Below are 17,843 nucleotides of genomic sequence, written 5' to 3'. Positions count from 1 at the left end.
ACCCCTTAATATAGAAAAACTCTAACCTGCACTCAGGTTAGAGTTTTCCGTGAGTTCTTATGCTTCTTGAGCAACAGGATATACGCTCACTTGTTTGCGGTCACGGCCAAGACGCTCAAAGCGTACTACGCCGTCAACTTTCGCGTATAAAGTGTCATCGCCACCACGACCAACGTTAACACCTGGATAAATTTTTGTACCGCGTTGACGGTAAAGAATTGAACCACCTGAAACCGTTTGACCATCTGCGCGTTTAGCACCAAGACGTTTTGACTGAGAGTCACGACCGTTCTTTGTACTACCTACACCTTTCTTAGATGCGAAAAACTGAAGATCTAATCTTAACATACGTTACACCTCCTGCACTTTTTCTATTAAACGGATATACTTTCCGTAATCAAGTTCGATCGTCTTAAGCGAAACAACCAATCCTTCTAAAAGTATCTGTGCTTTTTCTGCTGCATGAACGTCTAAATCATTAGGCAATTCATACGTTAAGAATCCGCCATCACTTCCGAGTTCAATAGTTGCCTGCACATTACAAAGTTCTTCCACTGCATTTATAGAACCAAACACAACCGCTGTAGTTCCAGCACAGACAAGGTCTTGTCCATGTGGCGCATAATCGGCATGTCCAGTCATTTTAAATGATTGGATACTTCCTAATTTCGTGCGACTTATCGTAATTTTAATCATGTTAACCAGAATTAAGCGTTGATAGCTTCAACAACTAGCTTAGTGTAAGGTTGACGATGACCTTGTTTCTTACGATTGTTCTTTTTCGCTTTGTATTTGAAAACGATGATTTTCTTAGCGCGACCTTGTTTTTCAACTTTCGCAGTAACTGTTGCACCTTCTACAACTGGGCTACCAACTTTAACGTTTTCGCCACCAACGAAAAGAACTTTGTCAAAAGTAACAGTTTCACCAGCTTCAACATCTAATTTTTCAATGTAGATTGCTTGACCAGCTTCAACTTTAATTTGTTTTCCACCTGTTTCGATAATTGCGTACATACTTGCACCTCCTCTTAATTACTAAGACTCGCCAAAAACGAGGTAGACATAAATGCCTTTAGGGAACCTGTCTTGTGCGGTTGTAGCATATAGCCGTTTAGGTGCTATAAACTATAACATAAAGATGTTACCATAATTCATTGAGTATTGTCAATGAATCTTCTACTAACTATTTTTTCCGTTCTACAATTTCTTTTTTACTTCCAAAACGGATAATAGTGTACTTTTCGATAATATCATCTTTGAAATAAATTTCAAATGGAATATTTTTTTGTAATTCTTTTTGCAAAAATTGTTTTTGCAGTTCTTTAGGCGCAGCGATTAATACTGCCTCATCCTCTATGTTGCCATATGTGATTAATTCTCTCTCTAGCTCATACGCAATTGTTTCATACGACATTACATAACCCGTCGCTTTGCAAGATACACACTCTTCTAGTAATACGTCACGTAAAGAATGTTTTTTACGTTTTCGTGTCATCTCCAAAATTCCTAACTCAGTAAATCCAAGTACTCTTGTATAAGTACGATCATCTTTCATAGCAGCTATGAGACATTCTCTTACCTTTTCTTTATCTTCTCTTTTTTTCATATTAATAAAATCAATTAATATCATACCACCAATATCACGAAGTCTTAATTGGCGTGCAATTTCTTCAGCTGCCATCTCATTTGTGCGAAGTACTGTATCTTGTAAATTTTGTTTTCCAGTAAACTTGCCCGTATTCACATCAATTACAGTCATCGTCTCCATTTGCTCTACAATTAAATAAGCACCATTTGGAAGCCACACAATTTTTTGGAGTGCTTTCTCAATTTCACGCTCTATTCCAAAATGGTTAAACATCGAAGACTTTTCATTATAAAAAGATACTTTTTCTTTTCCAACTTTGTCTTCTAACTCTTTTACTATACTTCTTGTATCTACAACTACTTTTTCAATTGTTTCAATTGGATTCTCTTGAAATACACGATCTAAAAAGGTCGCCGGTCGATGAAGTAATAACGGCGCCTTTCCTTGATCCTCTTTTCTTTTTAACTCTTCATACAACTGTTGTAACCCTTGCATTTCAGCTTGTATTTCTTCAATTTCCCCTTTTTCAGAAGCAGAGCGGAAAATGTAACCTCCCGTTCCTTCTACTTCAATTTCAAGTAACTGTTGTCTTCTTTTATTATTTTTTATTTTCCGAGAAACAGCTCGCATCTCATCAAACGGCATATAAACGACATATTTCCCGGTAAATTCTATATTCGCTGTCAATTTAGGCCCTTTCGTATCAATTGCCTCTTTCACAACCTGTACGAGTATCGCTTGCCCTTCATGTATACGATAAGAAGGTGGTACATCATCGTATGAAAGATACGCATGTTTTTCTAAACCTATATTTACAAAAGCTGCGTTCATTCCAGCAATTGTTCTTACGATACGTCCAACATAAATATGCCCAACAATCTCTTGCTCTTCATTACGTTTCCATAAAAACTCAACAATCTTTTTCTTCTCTTCAATTGCAACGCGCTTTTCCGAACCAGCGTAATTCACATATAACGTTTTCAAAATTATTTCCTCACTTTATAATCTTCTTTGCTTTTACAATAATAAAAGGTTAGTGCTATCGTCAACACTAACCGATTAATTCTTCAACTGATGAGGTTGTTCGTTTTTCAGTAAAATATGCATAGAGCAATTCATTTTCATCCAATGTGTAATGCTCTTTATATTTTCCACGGACGATAATAGAATGCTTATATCCTCTACGAAATTTTGTGAATATCTTATATAAATGATCTTCTGATTGCACTTCAATAGGTGCAATCTTTTCAATCCCTCTTTTATTTCCATAATAACGTTCTAATAAAAAACGCATAAATGCATACCGTCTTTGTTTCCACTCTTGATATAACGACACTGCCAAAAATATGAGTAGTACCCACATCATAATATTGTTACTATTCCAGAGCAACTGCCATCCTAATATTACACCAAAAAAAACACATGACAATTTCATCATCTTTTCATGTGCTTGTAAATAAGGAAAACGATATGATAGTATATTAAACAATACTTTCCCGCCATCTAACGGCCAAATAGGGAGTAAATTAAACGCTAAAATAATTATATTATTCCACATAAAGAAATAATATAAATCTGCATTCAACCAACCGGCTTCAAACAACATATAACCTACCAGCATCATCCAAACATGTTGAATCGGCCCTGCAATTACGACAACAAGTTCCTCTTTCAATGACTTATTACCATGTTCCTCAAGCTCGGCCACGCCACCAAACGGCAAAAGCTGAATTCTTTTTATACGCCAATTATAGTGTGCTGCTGCAATAGCATGCCCAAGTTCATGAATAAGAACGATACAAAATAACAGTAGTAACTCTTTAAAACGTGCAGTAAAAATACCAATGACAATAATAACCCAAAATAATGGATGCACGGAAATTTTCGTCAAAACGTCTCTATATTTAATCAAATGATATCACCTGGATCGGATCAATAAATTTTTCATTCTTTTTTATCGCGAAATAAAACTTTCCATTTTTATCATTTGTATCATTACTCACCGTTCCAATTTTTTGTTTCTTTGAAACGTAATCATATAATTTCACTGACATATCGTTTAAGTTTGCATACCATGACTCCGTACCATCTGCATGTTGAATTTGAACTGTATTTCCAAGTTCCTCTTTCTTACCCGCAAAAACAACTAATCCTTCATTCACTGACTCAACCGTTGCATTTGTAGCTGTTTGGACAAATACACCTTGGCCATTTTTTTGAAACCCTTGCATTACCTTTCCAGAAGCGGGAATTGCATAATCTTTTTGCTGAATACTTCCTTCTTTTTTCTCGTTTGGCGAATAGAATACGAGCGGTTTTCCAAATTGCTTTTCGTACCATTTCGCTACAGTAGCAAACTGAAATTCCTCTTTCATCACTTTTTCTGTAACAGCTTTAGCTCCATTGAATGAAGAAGGAGCATTCTTATATAAAATAGCAACCGAAAGAACTAATATTGCCGATAATAAAACTTTGAAGAAAAAGACTTCCTTTCGAAATAAAGGATGCATTTCCTTTTCTCCATCTTCAATAAATACTGTTTCGCTATCAAAATTCCCTCCGGTAAAATACTGCTCTTCCTCCATCCTTTCTTGCTCGGCCTTCCTTTTTGCAATCCGCTTTTTAATTTCTTCTACGCGTCTATTCTTCATACTGTCTCCTTTCTTTCGTTAAGCTAATTTCAATAGAAACAGTTGTATACAGTTTGTACATATGTATGAGCTAAGAAAGAAAGATATTCGTGTGAAGAAAAAAGAAAGCACCTCGCATATGTGCGAAGTGCTCTTAACGGATTCCAAAGAAGTTTTTCACCTTTGCAAATACCGATACCTTTTCTTGTTCAAATGCTTGTAATGGTACATTCTCACCTAACAAGCGTCTAGCAATATTACGATAAGCCAACGCTGCTTTTCCGCTTGGTTGCAACGCCACAGGTTCACCTGTATTTGTAGCTCGAATAACTTCATCGTCATCTTCGACAACACCAAGAAGCTCGATTGACAATGTACGTACAATTTCATCAACATCTAACATATCCTGTTCATGAAGCATATGACTACGTACACGGTTAATAACAAGTTTCGGTGGTTCAATATCCTCTTTTTCTAAAAGCCCAATAATACGATCCGCATCGCGCATTGAGGATACTTCTGGAGTCGTAACAACGATTGCTTTATCCGCACCAGCTACCGCATTTTTAAATCCCTGCTCAATCCCCGCAGGACAATCGATTAATATGTAATCATAATCTTGACGTAATACTTGTATTAATTCATCCATTTGTTCAGGTGTTACCGCTGATTTATCACTCGTTTGTGCTGCAGGTAATAAATAAAGATCATCAAAACGTTTATCTTTAATAAGAGCCTGAGGTAAACGGCAACGCCCTTCAACGACATCAACAAGATCAAATACAATACGATTTTCCAGCCCCATTACTACGTCTAAATTTCGAAGACCGATATCTGTGTCAATTAAGCACACTTTCTTTCCAGATAACGCTAGGGCCGTACCAATGTTCGCAGATGTAGTAGTTTTACCTACTCCGCCTTTTCCAGATGTAATTACTATTGCCTCTCCCACAGCTATACAATTCCCCTTTCTAACTTTGTTAAATTAGGTCTAAGATGAGTGAGAAGTTGCAGGCGATCGACAACAATGTGATTGTTCTCATTAATATACGCACATTCTGCCGCCTCCGCTCCGTCTTCTTTCTCTTCCGGAGCCCGCATTGCCACATCACTAATTCGAAGTTGCATCGGGTTCATAACAGATGCAGCGATTACAGCATCTGAATCCCCATAATACCCAGCATGTGCAATTCCTCTTAATGATCCTACGACAAAAATATTCCCCCCAGCGATAACCGTTCCGCCTGGATTAACATCTCCAATTAACAACAAATTTCCTTTTACATGTAAAACTTGTCCAGAGCGAACAATTTTGGAAATAGGGACAATTTCTGTTTCTTCTTTCCAAGCTATTGCTTCTGCTTTAGTGATAACATCACTTTCAATTGAATCCACAACAAGATTCTTTTTATTACGAATTAACGTACGAATCTCTTCTTGTTGGACTTCTGTTAAATAACGATTTCCTACTTTCACATGCACTTCAATTAAAGAGCGCCCATCACCATCGTAGTAATGTGTAGAAAGTTTTTCGTCTAATTCCATCAATAATTCTGAGAATGAACAACAATCATCTAAATGAAGCGTTATCCCATCTTTTGTCCCTTTTATCGTTACATTTTGTTGCTTTTTTTCTTCCACTAAAGTTCACCCCACCGATTCAATTCGACATAAAATTAGAAAATCCTTTTTTCTTTTTCTTCCATCGCTTTTGAAAGACGCACTATATATCGTCTCAGTGGGAAACAAACTATCAATAAGAAAATAGCATTTAACAATAAAGTAGAAAGGAGACGATCTGTGAAAAAGACATGCGCTGGCATATGAGTACGTCCTAACAAAGTTAAGAATCCATACACATAATACTCTAGTGCTACAATGCTAGCTAATATGATAGAAACAACAATAAATAAATTCAATTGTAATACTTTCATCACACTATAAACTAAATAAGCTAAAATCGGATAAGCAAAAATATATATCCCGACAAGTTCTGTGTATACGGTATCAAATAAGAAGCCAAATAATAGTCCGTAATAAATCCCTTGGACCGGACTATAATACACTGTAATAAAACATAAGACGATTATAAAGAAATGCGGTGCTGCTATACTGTCTTTCCAAAACACATCCGTTGGAACAACAGTAGCAAACATATTTTCAAATAGAAACACAAAAAGGAGCAAAAGAGGAAGAGCTGCTCTTTTTAATATCTTCATCATCTCTTCTTCTCCTCCTATTCTAATGGCGCTGAAGGTGTTGCACGTTTAGCAACCGTAATATGCTCTACGTCATTTAAATCAGCGGCAGGTTTTACATAAGCTGTTTTTGTTAAGCCATATGCATCCGGCTGAACATCAACGATTTTTCCAATTACAAGACCTTTCGGGAAAATATCACCAAGTCCAGATGTTACAACTAGTTGATCTTTTTCTACCGGTGCATCAGAGCCAATCTTTGTGAAAAGAAGTAATTGTTTTTCTTTGTCATAACCTTCAATCAAACCAAAGATTTTCTCTTGCCCTTGTACAATAGCAGAAACGCGATTTGTTCGGCTCATAGAACTTAGTAATTCTACTGATGATGTAAACTGAGATACACTTTTCACTCTTCCAACTAACCCTTGTGAAGTTACTACAGCCATATCTTTTTTAATTCCTTGCTGTGCCCCTTTATCAATTCCAATTAAATCGTACCATTTATCTGGATTACGAGAAACAACAGTAGCTGGAATTTCAGTATACCCGCTATTTAACTCTTTTTTACCAGTTAGCTCTTGTAGCTTCTTGTTATCATCTTCTAGTTGTTTTACTTTCCCTGATAGACCTGCATAATTATCTAATTTTGCTTTTAATTCTTTATTCTCTTCATACGTGCGCTTTACATCCTCTACATTTTCGAAGAATCCAGCTACGTATTTCGCTGGCTTTTGGAATACACGTTCTACAACACCGACAGTGTCTTTAACAAACTGCTCTGGCCATGTTAAACTGTTCCGTTCTTTCAATGAGATTCCAATCAATGCCACGAGAAGAATAATACTAACCAACAAAACAATTAATCTTTTGTTTAAGAAAAACTGTGGCACGTTCACACCCTCTTAATTTCACTGATTTTTATTTTGCAATATTATCGAGCAGCAGTTTTGAAAAGATCGATATTGTCTAATGCTTTACCTGTTCCAATTGCTACGCAATCTAATGGATCTTCTGCAACAAGAACTGGCATTTTCGTTTCTTCACTAATTACTTTATCTAAATTACGTAGTAATGCCCCGCCGCCTGTTAATACGATACCACGGTCCATAATATCAGCCGCTAATTCAGGTGGCGTTTTTTCTAACGTATTTTTAACTGATTCTACAATCGCATCTACTGTATCTTTTAATGCATCTGCAATTTCTTCTGGCTGAATTAGTACTGTTTTTGGTAAACCACTTACTAAATCACGACCGCGAATTTCCATAGGCTCGATACCTTCTGGCTCGCCTGCAGAACCAATTTCTAATTTTAATGCTTCAGCTGTTCTTTCACCAATCATTAAGTTATAGCTTTTCTTAATGTACTGAATGATTGAATCGTCCATATCATCACCAGCAACACGAACTGACTGGCTTGTTACAATACCACCTAAAGAAATAATTGCAACTTCTGTTGTACCACCACCGATATCAACAACCATACTACCAGTTGGTTCCCAAACAGGTAAGTTTGCACCAATTGCTGCTGCAAATGGCTCTTCGATAGGATAAGCATCACGAGCACCCGCTTGACGAGTCGCATCGATTACTGCACGTCTTTCTACAGCTGTAATACCAGATGGTACACATACCATTACATACGGCTTACGTGAGAAGAAACCGTTTGATTTTTGAGCTTGTTGAATGTAATATTTCATCATTGTTGCAGTTGTTTCATAATCAGCAATTACACCGTCTTTCATCGGGCGAAGTGCCACAACGTTCCCTGGTGTACGACCAATCATTTGTTTTGCATCGCTACCTACAGCAACGATTTGTTTCGTATCAGTTTGTAACGCAACTACTGAAGGTTCACGTAAAACTACACCTTTTCCTTTTACATATACAAGCGTGTTCGCAGTTCCTAAGTCTATTCCAAGATCGCGAGTAAATCCACCAAATCCAAACATATTATTTATCTTCCTTTCTTGTTTTCACGGACTCATTTTTTCTTACTTTATATTATAAAAACAGTACGTTTTTTATATCTTTATCCTTTTTGTAGATAAATTTCTACAAAAAACTCATAAATCACATTATAAAACAAAATAAGTAAAAAGCATAGTCTTAAATATGACCTTTTTCCTTTAAACTCACGAATTTATGGTCACCTATTATAATATGATCAAGCACTTCAATTCCGATAATCTGGCCGCATTCTACTAAGCGTTTGGTTACTTCAATATCTTCACGGCTCGGCGTGGGATCTCCTGAGGGATGGTTATGAAGACATATGATAGAGGCTGCTGCACGACGGAAGGCTTCTTTAAAAACTTCCCTTGGGTGTACAATTGACGTGTTTAAACTTCCAATAAAGATCGTTTGCCTATGTATAACTTGATTTTTTGTATTTAAATATAAACAAACAAAATGCTCTTGTTGTAAAAAGCGCATTTCTTCCATCATGTATTTCGCACAATCTTCTGGACTTCGAATACTATATCTATTTTGATATTCTAAACGTACCATTCTTCTGCCTAGCTCAAAGGCTGCCATAAGTTGCGATGCCTTTGAAATCCCAATACCATGTATACTAATTAGCTCTTCTAATGTTGCATCTTTCAACATACGTAAGCCATCAAATTGGTGTAAAATTTTATCTGACAACTTTAAAACTGTTTCTTCTTTAGAACCTGTTCTGAGTAACACTGCGAGGAGCTCTCGATTTGATAAACTTCCAGCACCTTCTGACAATAAACGCTCCCGTGGTTGTTCTTCTCTTACAACATCACGAATACCGTTCATCTCTCCACCCCTTTATTTGTTCTCTCAAAGAAAACCCCATGCAATTTTACGCATGGGTTACATCAATATCAAATTGTTTTAATTCTCGAACGAGACGTGCAATTGGTAAGCCAACTACACTATAGTAGTCCCCTTGAATATGTTGAACGAAAATAGCCCCTTTACCTTGAATCCCATAACTACCTGCTTTATCAAGAGGTTCTTTCGATGCGACGTATGTATCAATTTCCTCTTCTGTTAATTCCCAAAACGTAACTTCTGTACGCTCATAAAAAGTAACCGTTTTTTCTTTTGATATAATCGCAACACCTGTATACACTTCATGTGTTTTCCCAGATAGTAATTGTAACATCTCTTTCGCCTCATCCTCATTAGAAGGCTTACCAAGGATACGCGACTCATATGTAACAATTGTATCTGCACCTAACACAATGTGATCACTATTATTTTCTGCAACCGCTGATGCTTTTTGCAAGGCAAGCGACATTACAATATCAGAAGGCGATGAATATGCACCAATTGTTTCCTCTACTTCACTTACAACGATTTCAAATGGTACGCTAGCTAACTCAAGCAATTCCTTCCTCCGAGGTGACCCTGAAGCTAAAATTATTTTTTTCATATTTTCTCCTTCCTTTCTCACATGAAGCAGAACAATTTATATCAATCGTATCAAAGGAATAGTTTGCCCACAAATGAAAGAAATATTAATTTCTCTAACTAAAAATAACACTTCTTTATTGCATACGATTATATTCCTGTCATAGAGAAAGCACTTTGCTCTAAATTCAAAAGAAAAGAAAGAAGTACATGTACTTCTTTCTTACTCATTTTATTATCCTATCATTTCACTTTCTACGAAACAATTTTTTCATACGAGAGTAAGCCATCAATAATAACTTGATTTAATTTCGCCAAAGATTCCTTATCCATTTTCCCATCTTTTACTGTTTGTACAGCTACCGACGTATACATATACAGTTTCTTTGCTTCTTCTCGCTTCATACTTTTCCCTTCTTTTTCAATCGCTTTCCATTCTTTTTCAATCACTTCTATATCTTTTGCGCTGCTTTTTCCACCAACTTGTACGCTAGAAGCATATTTTGCTAAATGAGTATATAATGGCTGCACTTTTGTTAAAAATGTTCCTACTTCTTTATCATCTTTCAGCAATGCTTTATCTGTTATATCCCAGTTCTTTTTTAAAACGGAGACACCATCATTTTTATACTTAGTCATTAATTGATTTATAGCCTGTTCATCGCTAGCAATACCAACAACTATTGCATACTTATCCCCGCTCGGTCTCAAAGCACCAATGCCCCCATTGCCTTTCCATTCTTCAAGAGCTGCCTGTCCCTTTTCTTCAGAAGAATAAAGCCCCCCTTGAACAAAAAATAATTTCATCGGATCCAATGACGTTCCTGTCTGCGCCTTTTGTTTTTCTTCTTTCGGTGCTGGTGTTTGTTCTGCCGTTCCACCCACCTTTGATTCTCCATTTCCAGTCGGCCTTGAAGCAGTTACTTCACTTCCTCCTGTTGTTCCTTGTCCAGTAAGTAAATGAAGCATCCCCATTCCAAACGCCGTACCGATAATAATTGCGGTTGCAACGATTGCAATTAATGTATTACTCCACTTCTTTCGGTATTTTTCCACAGACACTGATTTCGCTTTTTGAAACGGAACAACATTTTTAGGTCGTTCACTTTCTACTACCATCCATTCAAATTCATCTTTCTTCTTTTCCTCATACTTCGCTTCTGTTCCATTCACTTTCACTGAGATCGTTCGTGATTGCTTGTCCATACACTCACACCTCACCTCTTATCGTTGTCCGCATCATATCATATTCATTTCACAAAAAAACGAGATATTTGTCAGAGGAATTCGCCAAATAACCCTATATATTTATCTTATATGTATGCATTTGACTTCATTTGTAGAACAAAAAAACTAGATAGCAAAGACTATCTAGTTTTTCTCTCGAATATATTTTCGAACTTCAGAAATGAAATAAAGAGAACCTGTTATGATAAAAACATCATTTTCCCCTATCATTTCAACTTTTGTATCAATTGCCTCTTTCCAATTTTCAAAAACTAATTTTGATTCTTTTTGTGAGTATGATGCAAGCTTGTCTGCAGAAATAGCACGATCAAAGGCGAATGTTGTAAAAATCATTTCATCTGCAATGGTTTCTAATCGGCCTACCATGTTATGCAATTGTTTATCACCAAGGGCAGTAAATAAAACTATTACATTTTTATCTTTGTAATGCGCTTCTACTGTCTTCACAAGGCTTTCGATACCTTCTGGATTATGAGCACCATCTATAATAATATCCGGGTTACTTTGTAGCTTTTCAAAGCGCCCAATCCAATACGCTTCCCGTAATCCCGTTCTTATTCCCTCTTCCTCAATTAAAAATGATAAATATGTTTTTACATACATTACTGCCATAAGTGCTAGCGCTGCATTTCCTACTTGATGAATACCTTTCATTGAGATTTGCAAATCTTCAAATGCGGTAAGAGGACAAGTAAAATCAAACTGTTCCCCATCTTCGTTAGACTGTTTATGTAACGCTGTAAAATGCTTGCCAAGTTCGTATAAGTTTGCATGGTTTTCCTTTGCAACATTTTGAATGACTTGCAAAGCTTCTTCATCTTTTACACCAGTAATTACCGGCACACCAGACTTAATAATCCCCGCCTTTTCATATGCAATTTCTCCTAGTGTATTCCCTAAAATATGCATATGATCGTGACCGATATTCGTAATAATCGTGAGAACAGGGTGTATAACATTGGTAGAATCAAAACGTCCACCGAGCCCTGTTTCAAATAAAACAACATCACAGAAATTGACTTTACCGAAATAGCAAATTGCCATAACAGTAATAATTTCAAACTCAGTCGCTTCCCCTAAATCCGTTTCATCTAGTTTTTCCACGACTGGTTTTACCATCTTTACGAGTTCAGTAATCTCTTCATCTGCAATTGGTGTTCCATTCACACTAATGCGTTCATTAAATGTTTCGATGTAAGGGGAGGTAAACGTTCCTACCTTATATTTCGCGCCTTCTAACATGTAACGCATATATGTTAACGTTGAACCTTTTCCATTTGTACCAGCAAGATGAACACATTTTATATGACGCTCTGGATTTCCGAGCTCTTCTAGCATCCAATTCATTCTTTCTAATCCTGGTTTAATACCAAATTTCAATCGGCTATGAATCCACCCTATCGCTTCTTCGTATGTATGTATCACGTATGCTTTTCCCCTTTCAAAAGACAACTTTCATAGTTCTATTATACGCAAAGAAAAGAGACTCACCAATATAGTGAGTCTCTAAAAATATTTTTACTTTTCAAGATCTGCTAGACGTTGACGAACTGCTTCGCGTTTTTCTAGGTAATCTTGCTCTTTCGCACGCTCTCCTTCAATAACCGCTGCAGGAGCTTTCGCTACGAAACCTTGGTTAGAAAGTTTCTTCTGTACACGTTCTACTTCTTTATCGAACTTCTCAAGTTCTTTCTCAAGACGAGCTCTCTCTTCATCAAGATTGATAAGATCAGCTAACGGTAAGAATAACTCTGCACCTGATACGATTGCAGTCATTGCTTTTTCTGGCGCTTGTAAGTCCGTTTGAATTGTTAATTCGCTTGGGTTACAGAAACGCTCAATGTAAGAGCTATTTTTCGTAAGTTGAGCAAGTACAGCCTCATCTTTTGCTTTAATTTGCATTTGAACTTTTTTGCTCATTGGTGTATTTACTTCTGCACGAATGTTACGAACAGAGCGAATGATATCAACTAGAAGGTGCATTTCTGCCGCAGCTTCCGTATCTTGTAAATCTTCGCGAACTGTTGGCCACGCAGCTACTGTAATAGACTCGCCTTCATGCGGTAAATGTTGCCAAATCTTCTCTGTTACGAATGGCATGAATGGGTGTAATAGACGCATTGTTTGATCTAATACGTAAGCTAAAATAGAACGAGTCGTTTTCTTAGCTGCTTCATCTTCACCGTATAGTGGCAGTTTCGCCATCTCAATGTACCAGTCACAGAAATCATCCCAAATGAAGTTGTATAATGAACGACCAGCTTCACCGAACTCATATTTATCCATGTTACGTGTTACACTCTCGATTGTTTCGTTTAAGCGAGTTAAGATCCACTTATCTGCAACTGATTTTTCACCAGTTAAATCGATTTCTTCATACTTCATATCATCCATGTTCATTAATACGAAACGTGATGCGTTCCAAATTTTATTAATGAAGTTCCAAGTAGATTCTACTTTTTCCATGCTGAAACGTAAATCTTGACCTGGTGCACTTCCTGTTGATAAGAAATAGCGCATTGCATCTGCACCGTACTTCTCGATAACATCCATTGGGTCAATACCGTTACCAAGAGATTTACTCATCTTACGACCTTGCTCATCACGAACTAAACCGTGAATTAATACATCTTTAAATGGACGCTCGCCTGTAAACTCTAAACCTTGGAAAATCATACGAGATACCCAGAAGAAGATGATGTCATAACCCGTTACTAGTGCATCTGTTGAATAGTAACGTTTGAAGTCTGCTGAATCTTCATTTGGCCAACCAAGTGTTGAGAATGGCCATAGCGCTGAACTGAACCATGTATCAAGTACGTCGTTATCTTGATTCCAGTTTTCAATATCTGCTGGTGCTTCTGTACCTACGTATACTTCACCAGTTTCTTTATGGTACCAAGCTGGAATACGGTGTCCCCACCATAATTGACGAGAAATACACCAGTCATGAATATTTTCCATCCAACGTAAATATGTGTTTTCAAAACGCTCTGGTACGAACGTTACTTTTTCTTCTTCTTTTTGTTGAAGCGCTACTGCTTTTTCAGCAAGTGGAGCCATTTTTACGAACCATTGTGTTGATAAGTAAGGCTCAACAACTGCACCGCTACGCTCACTATGACCTACTGAATGCATATGTGGCTCGATTTCTACTAATACGCCAGCTTCTTGTAAGTCTTTCACTAATTCTTTACGGCATTCGAAACGATCCATACCGTTATATTTACCAGCTTTTTCGTTCATCGATCCATCTTCGTTCATTACTAAGATGCGTGGTAAGTCATGACGGTTACCTACTTCAAAGTCGTTCGGGTCATGAGCTGGTGTAATTTTTACAACGCCTGTTCCGAAGTCTTTTTCTACGTACTCATCAGCAATAATCGGAATCTCACGGCCTACGATTGGAAGTGTAACTGTTTTTCCGATTAAATGTTTGTAACGATCATCTTCTGGATGAACTGCTACCGCTGTATCACCAAGCATCGTTTCTGGACGAGTAGTAGCAAGGCGAATGTGACCTGAACCGTCTGTTAACGGATAGTTCATATGGTAGAATGCACCTTGAACTTCTTTATGAATTACTTCAATATCAGAAAGAGCTGTGCGTGTTGCTGGATCCCAGTTAATAATATATTCACCGCGGTAAATTAAGCCTTTTTCGTATAATTGAACGAATACTTTATTAACCGCATCAGATAAACCTTCGTCTAATGTGAAACGTTCGCGAGAATAGTCTAGTCCTAAACCGACTTTCCCCCATTGTTGACGAATGTGAGAAGCGTACTCTTCTTTCCACTCCCAAGCTTTTTCAAGGAATTTCTCACGGCCAAGATCGTAACGTGAAATACCTTCTTCACGAAGTTTTCCTTCTACTTTCGCTTGTGTTGCGATACCAGCATGGTCCATTCCTGGAAGCCATAGCACATCGTAACCTTGCATACGCTTCGTACGAGTTAAAATATCTTGAAGAGTTGTATCCCAAGCATGACCTAAGTGTAACTTACCAGTTACGTTCGGAGGTGGAATTACAATTGTATACGGTTGTTTCTTCTCGTCTCCTGTTGCTTCAAAATATTTGCCTTCAAGCCACCATTGATAAAGGCCTTCTTCAACGGACATATGATCATATTTAGTTGGTAAATTCTTTTCCGTGTTTGACATTATTTTCCCTCCTTAAAATAAAAAATGTCCCTCATCCAAAAAGGACGAGGGACATCGCGGTACCACCTTTATTTACAAACAAATTCATAATTTGCTTATACTCTTAATTTGATAACGGACAAATCCGTCTTTTCCTAATGAGAACTATTCTGTTCAGAAAAGATGCTCCAGGGCTACCTTCTAACATAACTATCTAGAGAATCTCCCAGCTACTGATTCTCCTCTCTGAAGACGTTTCATGTTATACTCTTCCCCTTCAAGGCATTTATATGATTGTTAATTATTATATACAATAGTGTAAAAAACGAAACCTTATTCGTCAAGATAAATTTAAAACTATGACTTTTCGGGTGAATATAAAGAAGATAAGTAGCATTCTCTACTTATCTTCTTTATCCCGCTATTTGCGGGCAATAAGACCCCACCTCAAAATTCAGCTAAAACAAAGAAGTTAGGTTGGAGCCACCCGCTGATTAAAGTTTTACTTTACCCGTTCCCTTGCTGGGCAGCTTGTAATTGTGACAGGAAATATTCTATATTGCTAACGAGCCAATGCGATTGTTGCAAACTCTTTACTCCGCGCAGTTCATTTTCCTCGTTGCGATTATCTCTTCTTTTCTTATAAGACTGGATTTGCCGAATAAATTGCGATGGATACGTCATATACGCAAACATAAGTAGTTGCTCTTCTTTCGTAAAAGGGAAATTTTTTTGATACATTTGAAACCATTCAAACCGATCACTTCTTGCGATTGGATATGTGTTTAAAGACCGTGAATAAAAACCTACTATATCTTGCACAGGCGTTGCAAACTTCGATTTTTCCAAACTAATAAAATAGCCATTTCGCTCATAGTCAAATAAAAAATGATTAAGTGACACGTTACCATGCACAAAAGTAATACGTGTTTTCTCTTTTTCTTTCATCGCATCGTTCCACTCATTTAATTGCTTCGTTGCAAATTCACGCGCTCTCATTACATGATGATAGTACGTACAATATTGTAATTCAAACGGGGACATATACCATTTTGATTCAGATTCTACGAGAAACTCTTCTAACATCTCACCATCATTTTCCCAGCGATCGGATATAGTTGTATAATGTTTTTCTAAATCTTCTTCCGTATATGTTTCTTCCTTCACAGTTTTTTGATGCAACGTTCCAAGTGTCTGAAACATTTTATGGTATTGATCATTATCCTCGCCGTTTCCTTCTGCACGTTCTAACCAAGGCATTAAATAATAATTATACGTCCCGTCACTTAAAATATAATTTCCATCCGTCGCGTGGTATATAGGTACATAATTTGAAAAACCTTTCTCCTTCAAATATTGAATATGATGCAGAAAATTATTCCGCTCTAACTTTCTGCCTTCTATTTTCTTGAGTGCATATGGACCTTGATTCGTATAAATTTTCATTACGCTTCCGTGCTCTTCCATATGCTGCGTATCCAATCTATATTGCCTCACGATAGGTTCATAGTGATTTCGTAATTCAATATCCATACGAATAACCCTTTCTATTCAAAACATAGCCTCTAAGAAAAGAAGCGAGTGAAAACACTCACTTCCTTATTTCGCCTTTACCCTTGAAACGGGAATATAAATAATTTGCCCCGTATTTAAAAATATATCTTCTGTTTGATTGACACGGCACACATTTTGCACAGACGTTTCATAACGTTCTGCAATAGATTCAATTGTATCCCCTTCTTGCACGAAATACATTCTTAACTTTGTAAATTCTTCTTCCGGTTCTTTCGTAAATAGTTTTGTTAAATAAAGCGCATTTTCATCTCGCTGTGAGTACTCTTCTTCTTGTTCTTCCTGCTTTTTCGCTTTTTCTTTCTTGAAATCTTTTCGCCCAAACAATTCAAATTGCGGCGTTGTTTCTTGCTCCTCTTCACGCTCCACAAATTCATGTTCCTCTATCTTCTCTTCTTCTAATTCCTGCTCTTTTCTTTCCTCTAATTGGAACGGTTCAAATGCGTAATCTTCCCACTCATCTGATTCCTTATATGCTGGTTCTTCTACATGCGGCGCCGGTCTATTTTCATCCTCTTGCGCTGAATCTTCTTCTAACTCGGCATACACCGTTTCTTCCTCTTCAGCTTCATCCTCGTTTCTCTCTTCATCACACAAACCGGTAATAGATATATCCGCTAATAATTGTAAGCAACCATTTTCCTTTAATTCATAATCAAATTCCTCAATTGATACATATAGCTCTTCAATTACTTTCACTCGATTTCTCGGAATTGATATTTCAAGCGGAAAGGAATGAACAAGTTCATTAACCCCATCTTCCCTTGTTTCTACATAATCAATTGACTTTGCTGGCGATAGTTCTCTTAATGAATACGCCGAATCATCTTTTCGTGCAACATACTCTCCCGTTAAATCTAATTGCCCTCTCACGATTACTTCATGATCAAGCTCTTCTATCTCAACGTCTGGATCTAACGAAATTGACAAAAGTTCATCGACTTCCTGTCCCTTTTGGAACCAAACAGATTCTTTTAATGAAAATCGTAACGAATGATCTGCAGCCACTTCTTTTCCCCCTCCCAAACTATATGTCATTACAGATTTATGTAGGGAAAGCTTACTTTATGAATAAA

Annotated in this window: 18 protein-coding genes and 2 other annotated features; all 18 genes read right to left on the bottom strand. The window is 37.1% G+C overall.

What is annotated here, in order from left to right; genetic code table 11:
* Positions 1 to 57: 57 nt before the first annotated feature.
* The 18 genes from rpmA to spoVID all read right to left on the bottom strand — a co-directional run bounded on the left by rpmA (position 58) and on the right by spoVID (position 17,805).
* The gene (rpmA, locus tag H6481_RS21980; RefSeq protein WP_000944957.1) at positions 58 to 348 is read right to left on the bottom strand and encodes a 50S ribosomal protein L27; all 291 of its coding nucleotides are present in this window, start codon (positions 346 to 348) and stop codon (positions 58 to 60) included.
* Between the two features lie 3 nt (positions 349 to 351).
* Positions 352 to 696: a ribosomal-processing cysteine protease Prp gene (locus tag H6481_RS21975; RefSeq protein ID WP_002094147.1), complete on the bottom strand. Its 345-nt coding sequence runs from the start codon at positions 694 to 696 to the stop codon at positions 352 to 354.
* Positions 697 to 707: 11 nt separating this feature from the next.
* Positions 708 to 1,016, bottom strand: coding sequence for a 50S ribosomal protein L21 (gene rplU, locus H6481_RS21970; protein WP_000270907.1), 309 nt, complete (start codon positions 1,014 to 1,016; stop codon positions 708 to 710).
* Positions 1,017 to 1,030: 14 nt separating this feature from the next.
* Positions 1,031 to 1,108, bottom strand: a sequence feature (ribosomal protein L21 leader region).
* Positions 1,109 to 1,185: 77 nt separating this feature from the next.
* Entirely contained in the window at positions 1,186 to 2,574 is a 1,389-nt protein-coding gene (locus H6481_RS21965; protein WP_000855480.1) for an Rne/Rng family ribonuclease, read from the bottom strand.
* A gap of 67 nt (positions 2,575 to 2,641) precedes the next feature.
* Entirely contained in the window at positions 2,642 to 3,502 is an 861-nt protein-coding gene (gene spoIVFB / locus H6481_RS21960) for a stage IV sporulation intramembrane metalloprotease SpoIVFB (protein WP_000599064.1), read from the bottom strand.
* Positions 3,495 to 4,241, bottom strand: coding sequence for a stage IV sporulation protein SpoIVFA (spoIVFA, locus tag H6481_RS21955; RefSeq protein ID WP_029443366.1), 747 nt, complete (start codon positions 4,239 to 4,241; stop codon positions 3,495 to 3,497). Before spoIVFA ends, spoIVFB begins: the two co-directional genes overlap by 8 nt.
* 133 nt (positions 4,242 to 4,374) lie before the next feature.
* On the bottom strand, positions 4,375 to 5,172 hold the full coding sequence (gene minD, locus H6481_RS21950; RefSeq protein WP_000503309.1) for a septum site-determining protein MinD: 798 nt from the start codon (positions 5,170 to 5,172) through the stop codon (positions 4,375 to 4,377).
* A gap of 2 nt (positions 5,173 to 5,174) precedes the next feature.
* Positions 5,175 to 5,861, bottom strand: a complete 687-nt coding sequence (minC, locus tag H6481_RS21945; RefSeq protein ID WP_000391521.1) for a septum site-determining protein MinC — start codon at positions 5,859 to 5,861, stop codon at positions 5,175 to 5,177.
* Positions 5,862 to 5,896: 35 nt separating this feature from the next.
* The gene (gene mreD / locus H6481_RS21940) at positions 5,897 to 6,442 is read right to left on the bottom strand and encodes a rod shape-determining protein MreD (protein WP_000975765.1); all 546 of its coding nucleotides are present in this window, start codon (positions 6,440 to 6,442) and stop codon (positions 5,897 to 5,899) included.
* Positions 6,443 to 6,456: 14 nt separating this feature from the next.
* On the bottom strand, positions 6,457 to 7,308 hold the full coding sequence (mreC, locus tag H6481_RS21935; RefSeq protein ID WP_001135487.1) for a rod shape-determining protein MreC: 852 nt from the start codon (positions 7,306 to 7,308) through the stop codon (positions 6,457 to 6,459).
* Positions 7,309 to 7,349: 41 nt separating this feature from the next.
* Positions 7,350 to 8,369, bottom strand: a complete 1,020-nt coding sequence (mreB, locus tag H6481_RS21930; protein WP_000466736.1) for a cell shape-determining protein MreB — start codon at positions 8,367 to 8,369, stop codon at positions 7,350 to 7,352.
* A 157-nt stretch (positions 8,370 to 8,526) separates the two neighbouring features.
* Entirely contained in the window at positions 8,527 to 9,204 is a 678-nt protein-coding gene (radC, locus tag H6481_RS21925) for a DNA repair protein RadC (protein ID WP_053563605.1), read from the bottom strand.
* A 46-nt stretch (positions 9,205 to 9,250) separates the two neighbouring features.
* Positions 9,251 to 9,826, bottom strand: coding sequence for a Maf family protein (locus H6481_RS21920; protein WP_097961108.1), 576 nt, complete (start codon positions 9,824 to 9,826; stop codon positions 9,251 to 9,253).
* A gap of 233 nt (positions 9,827 to 10,059) precedes the next feature.
* The gene (locus H6481_RS21915; protein WP_000361016.1) at positions 10,060 to 11,010 is read right to left on the bottom strand and encodes a hypothetical protein; all 951 of its coding nucleotides are present in this window, start codon (positions 11,008 to 11,010) and stop codon (positions 10,060 to 10,062) included.
* A gap of 165 nt (positions 11,011 to 11,175) precedes the next feature.
* A complete protein-coding gene (locus tag H6481_RS21910; RefSeq protein ID WP_182813218.1) occupies positions 11,176 to 12,477 on the bottom strand; it encodes a folylpolyglutamate synthase/dihydrofolate synthase family protein in 1,302 nt (433 codons plus the stop codon).
* 93 nt (positions 12,478 to 12,570) lie between these two features.
* The gene (locus H6481_RS21905) at positions 12,571 to 15,216 is read right to left on the bottom strand and encodes a valine--tRNA ligase (RefSeq protein WP_000072222.1); all 2,646 of its coding nucleotides are present in this window, start codon (positions 15,214 to 15,216) and stop codon (positions 12,571 to 12,573) included.
* Positions 15,217 to 15,253: 37 nt separating this feature from the next.
* Positions 15,254 to 15,485 (bottom strand) — a binding site (T-box leader).
* A gap of 217 nt (positions 15,486 to 15,702) precedes the next feature.
* Positions 15,703 to 16,728 carry a spore coat protein YsxE gene (gene ysxE, locus H6481_RS21900; protein WP_000350660.1) on the bottom strand — a complete coding sequence of 342 codons (1,026 nt, stop codon included), beginning with the start codon at positions 16,726 to 16,728 and terminating at the stop codon, positions 15,703 to 15,705.
* 66 nt (positions 16,729 to 16,794) lie between these two features.
* On the bottom strand, positions 16,795 to 17,805 hold the full coding sequence (gene spoVID / locus H6481_RS21895) for a stage VI sporulation protein D (protein WP_003271973.1): 1,011 nt from the start codon (positions 17,803 to 17,805) through the stop codon (positions 16,795 to 16,797).
* Between the last annotated feature and the right edge of the window lie 38 nt (positions 17,806 to 17,843).

This window comes from Bacillus sp. ME78, assembly GCF_903970865.1.
Taxonomy (GTDB): Bacteria; Bacillota; Bacilli; order Bacillales; family Bacillaceae_G; genus Bacillus_A; species Bacillus_A cereus.
The sequence above is the reverse complement of the archived record's forward strand: the minus strand, read 5'-3'. Positions and strand labels throughout refer to the sequence as shown.

Bases quoted from the DNA above. Each gene is read 5' to 3' on its own strand.
- spoIVFA (WP_029443366.1), bottom strand. From the start codon at position 4,241: ATGAAGAATAGACGCGTAGAAGAAATTAAAAAGCGGATTGCAAAAAGG.
- spoVID (WP_003271973.1), bottom strand. From the start codon at position 17,805: ATGACATATAGTTTGGGAGGGGGAAAAGAAGTGGCTGCAGATCATTCG.
- H6481_RS21975 (WP_002094147.1), bottom strand. From the start codon at position 696: ATGATTAAAATTACGATAAGTCGCACGAAATTAGGAAGTATCCAATCA.
- ysxE (WP_000350660.1), bottom strand. From the start codon at position 16,728: ATGGATATTGAATTACGAAATCACTATGAACCTATCGTGAGGCAATAT.
- H6481_RS21915 (WP_000361016.1), bottom strand. From the start codon at position 11,010: ATGGACAAGCAATCACGAACGATCTCAGTGAAAGTGAATGGAACAGAA.
- mreB (WP_000466736.1), bottom strand. From the start codon at position 8,369: ATGTTTGGATTTGGTGGATTTACTCGCGATCTTGGAATAGACTTAGGA.
- mreD (WP_000975765.1), bottom strand. From the start codon at position 6,442: ATGATGAAGATATTAAAAAGAGCAGCTCTTCCTCTTTTGCTCCTTTTT.
- rpmA (WP_000944957.1), bottom strand. From the start codon at position 348: ATGTTAAGATTAGATCTTCAGTTTTTCGCATCTAAGAAAGGTGTAGGT.
- radC (WP_053563605.1), bottom strand. From the start codon at position 9,204: ATGAACGGTATTCGTGATGTTGTAAGAGAAGAACAACCACGGGAGCGT.
- H6481_RS21920 (WP_097961108.1), bottom strand. From the start codon at position 9,826: ATGAAAAAAATAATTTTAGCTTCAGGGTCACCTCGGAGGAAGGAATTG.
- H6481_RS21905 (WP_000072222.1), bottom strand. From the start codon at position 15,216: ATGTCAAACACGGAAAAGAATTTACCAACTAAATATGATCATATGTCC.
- rplU (WP_000270907.1), bottom strand. From the start codon at position 1,016: ATGTACGCAATTATCGAAACAGGTGGAAAACAAATTAAAGTTGAAGCT.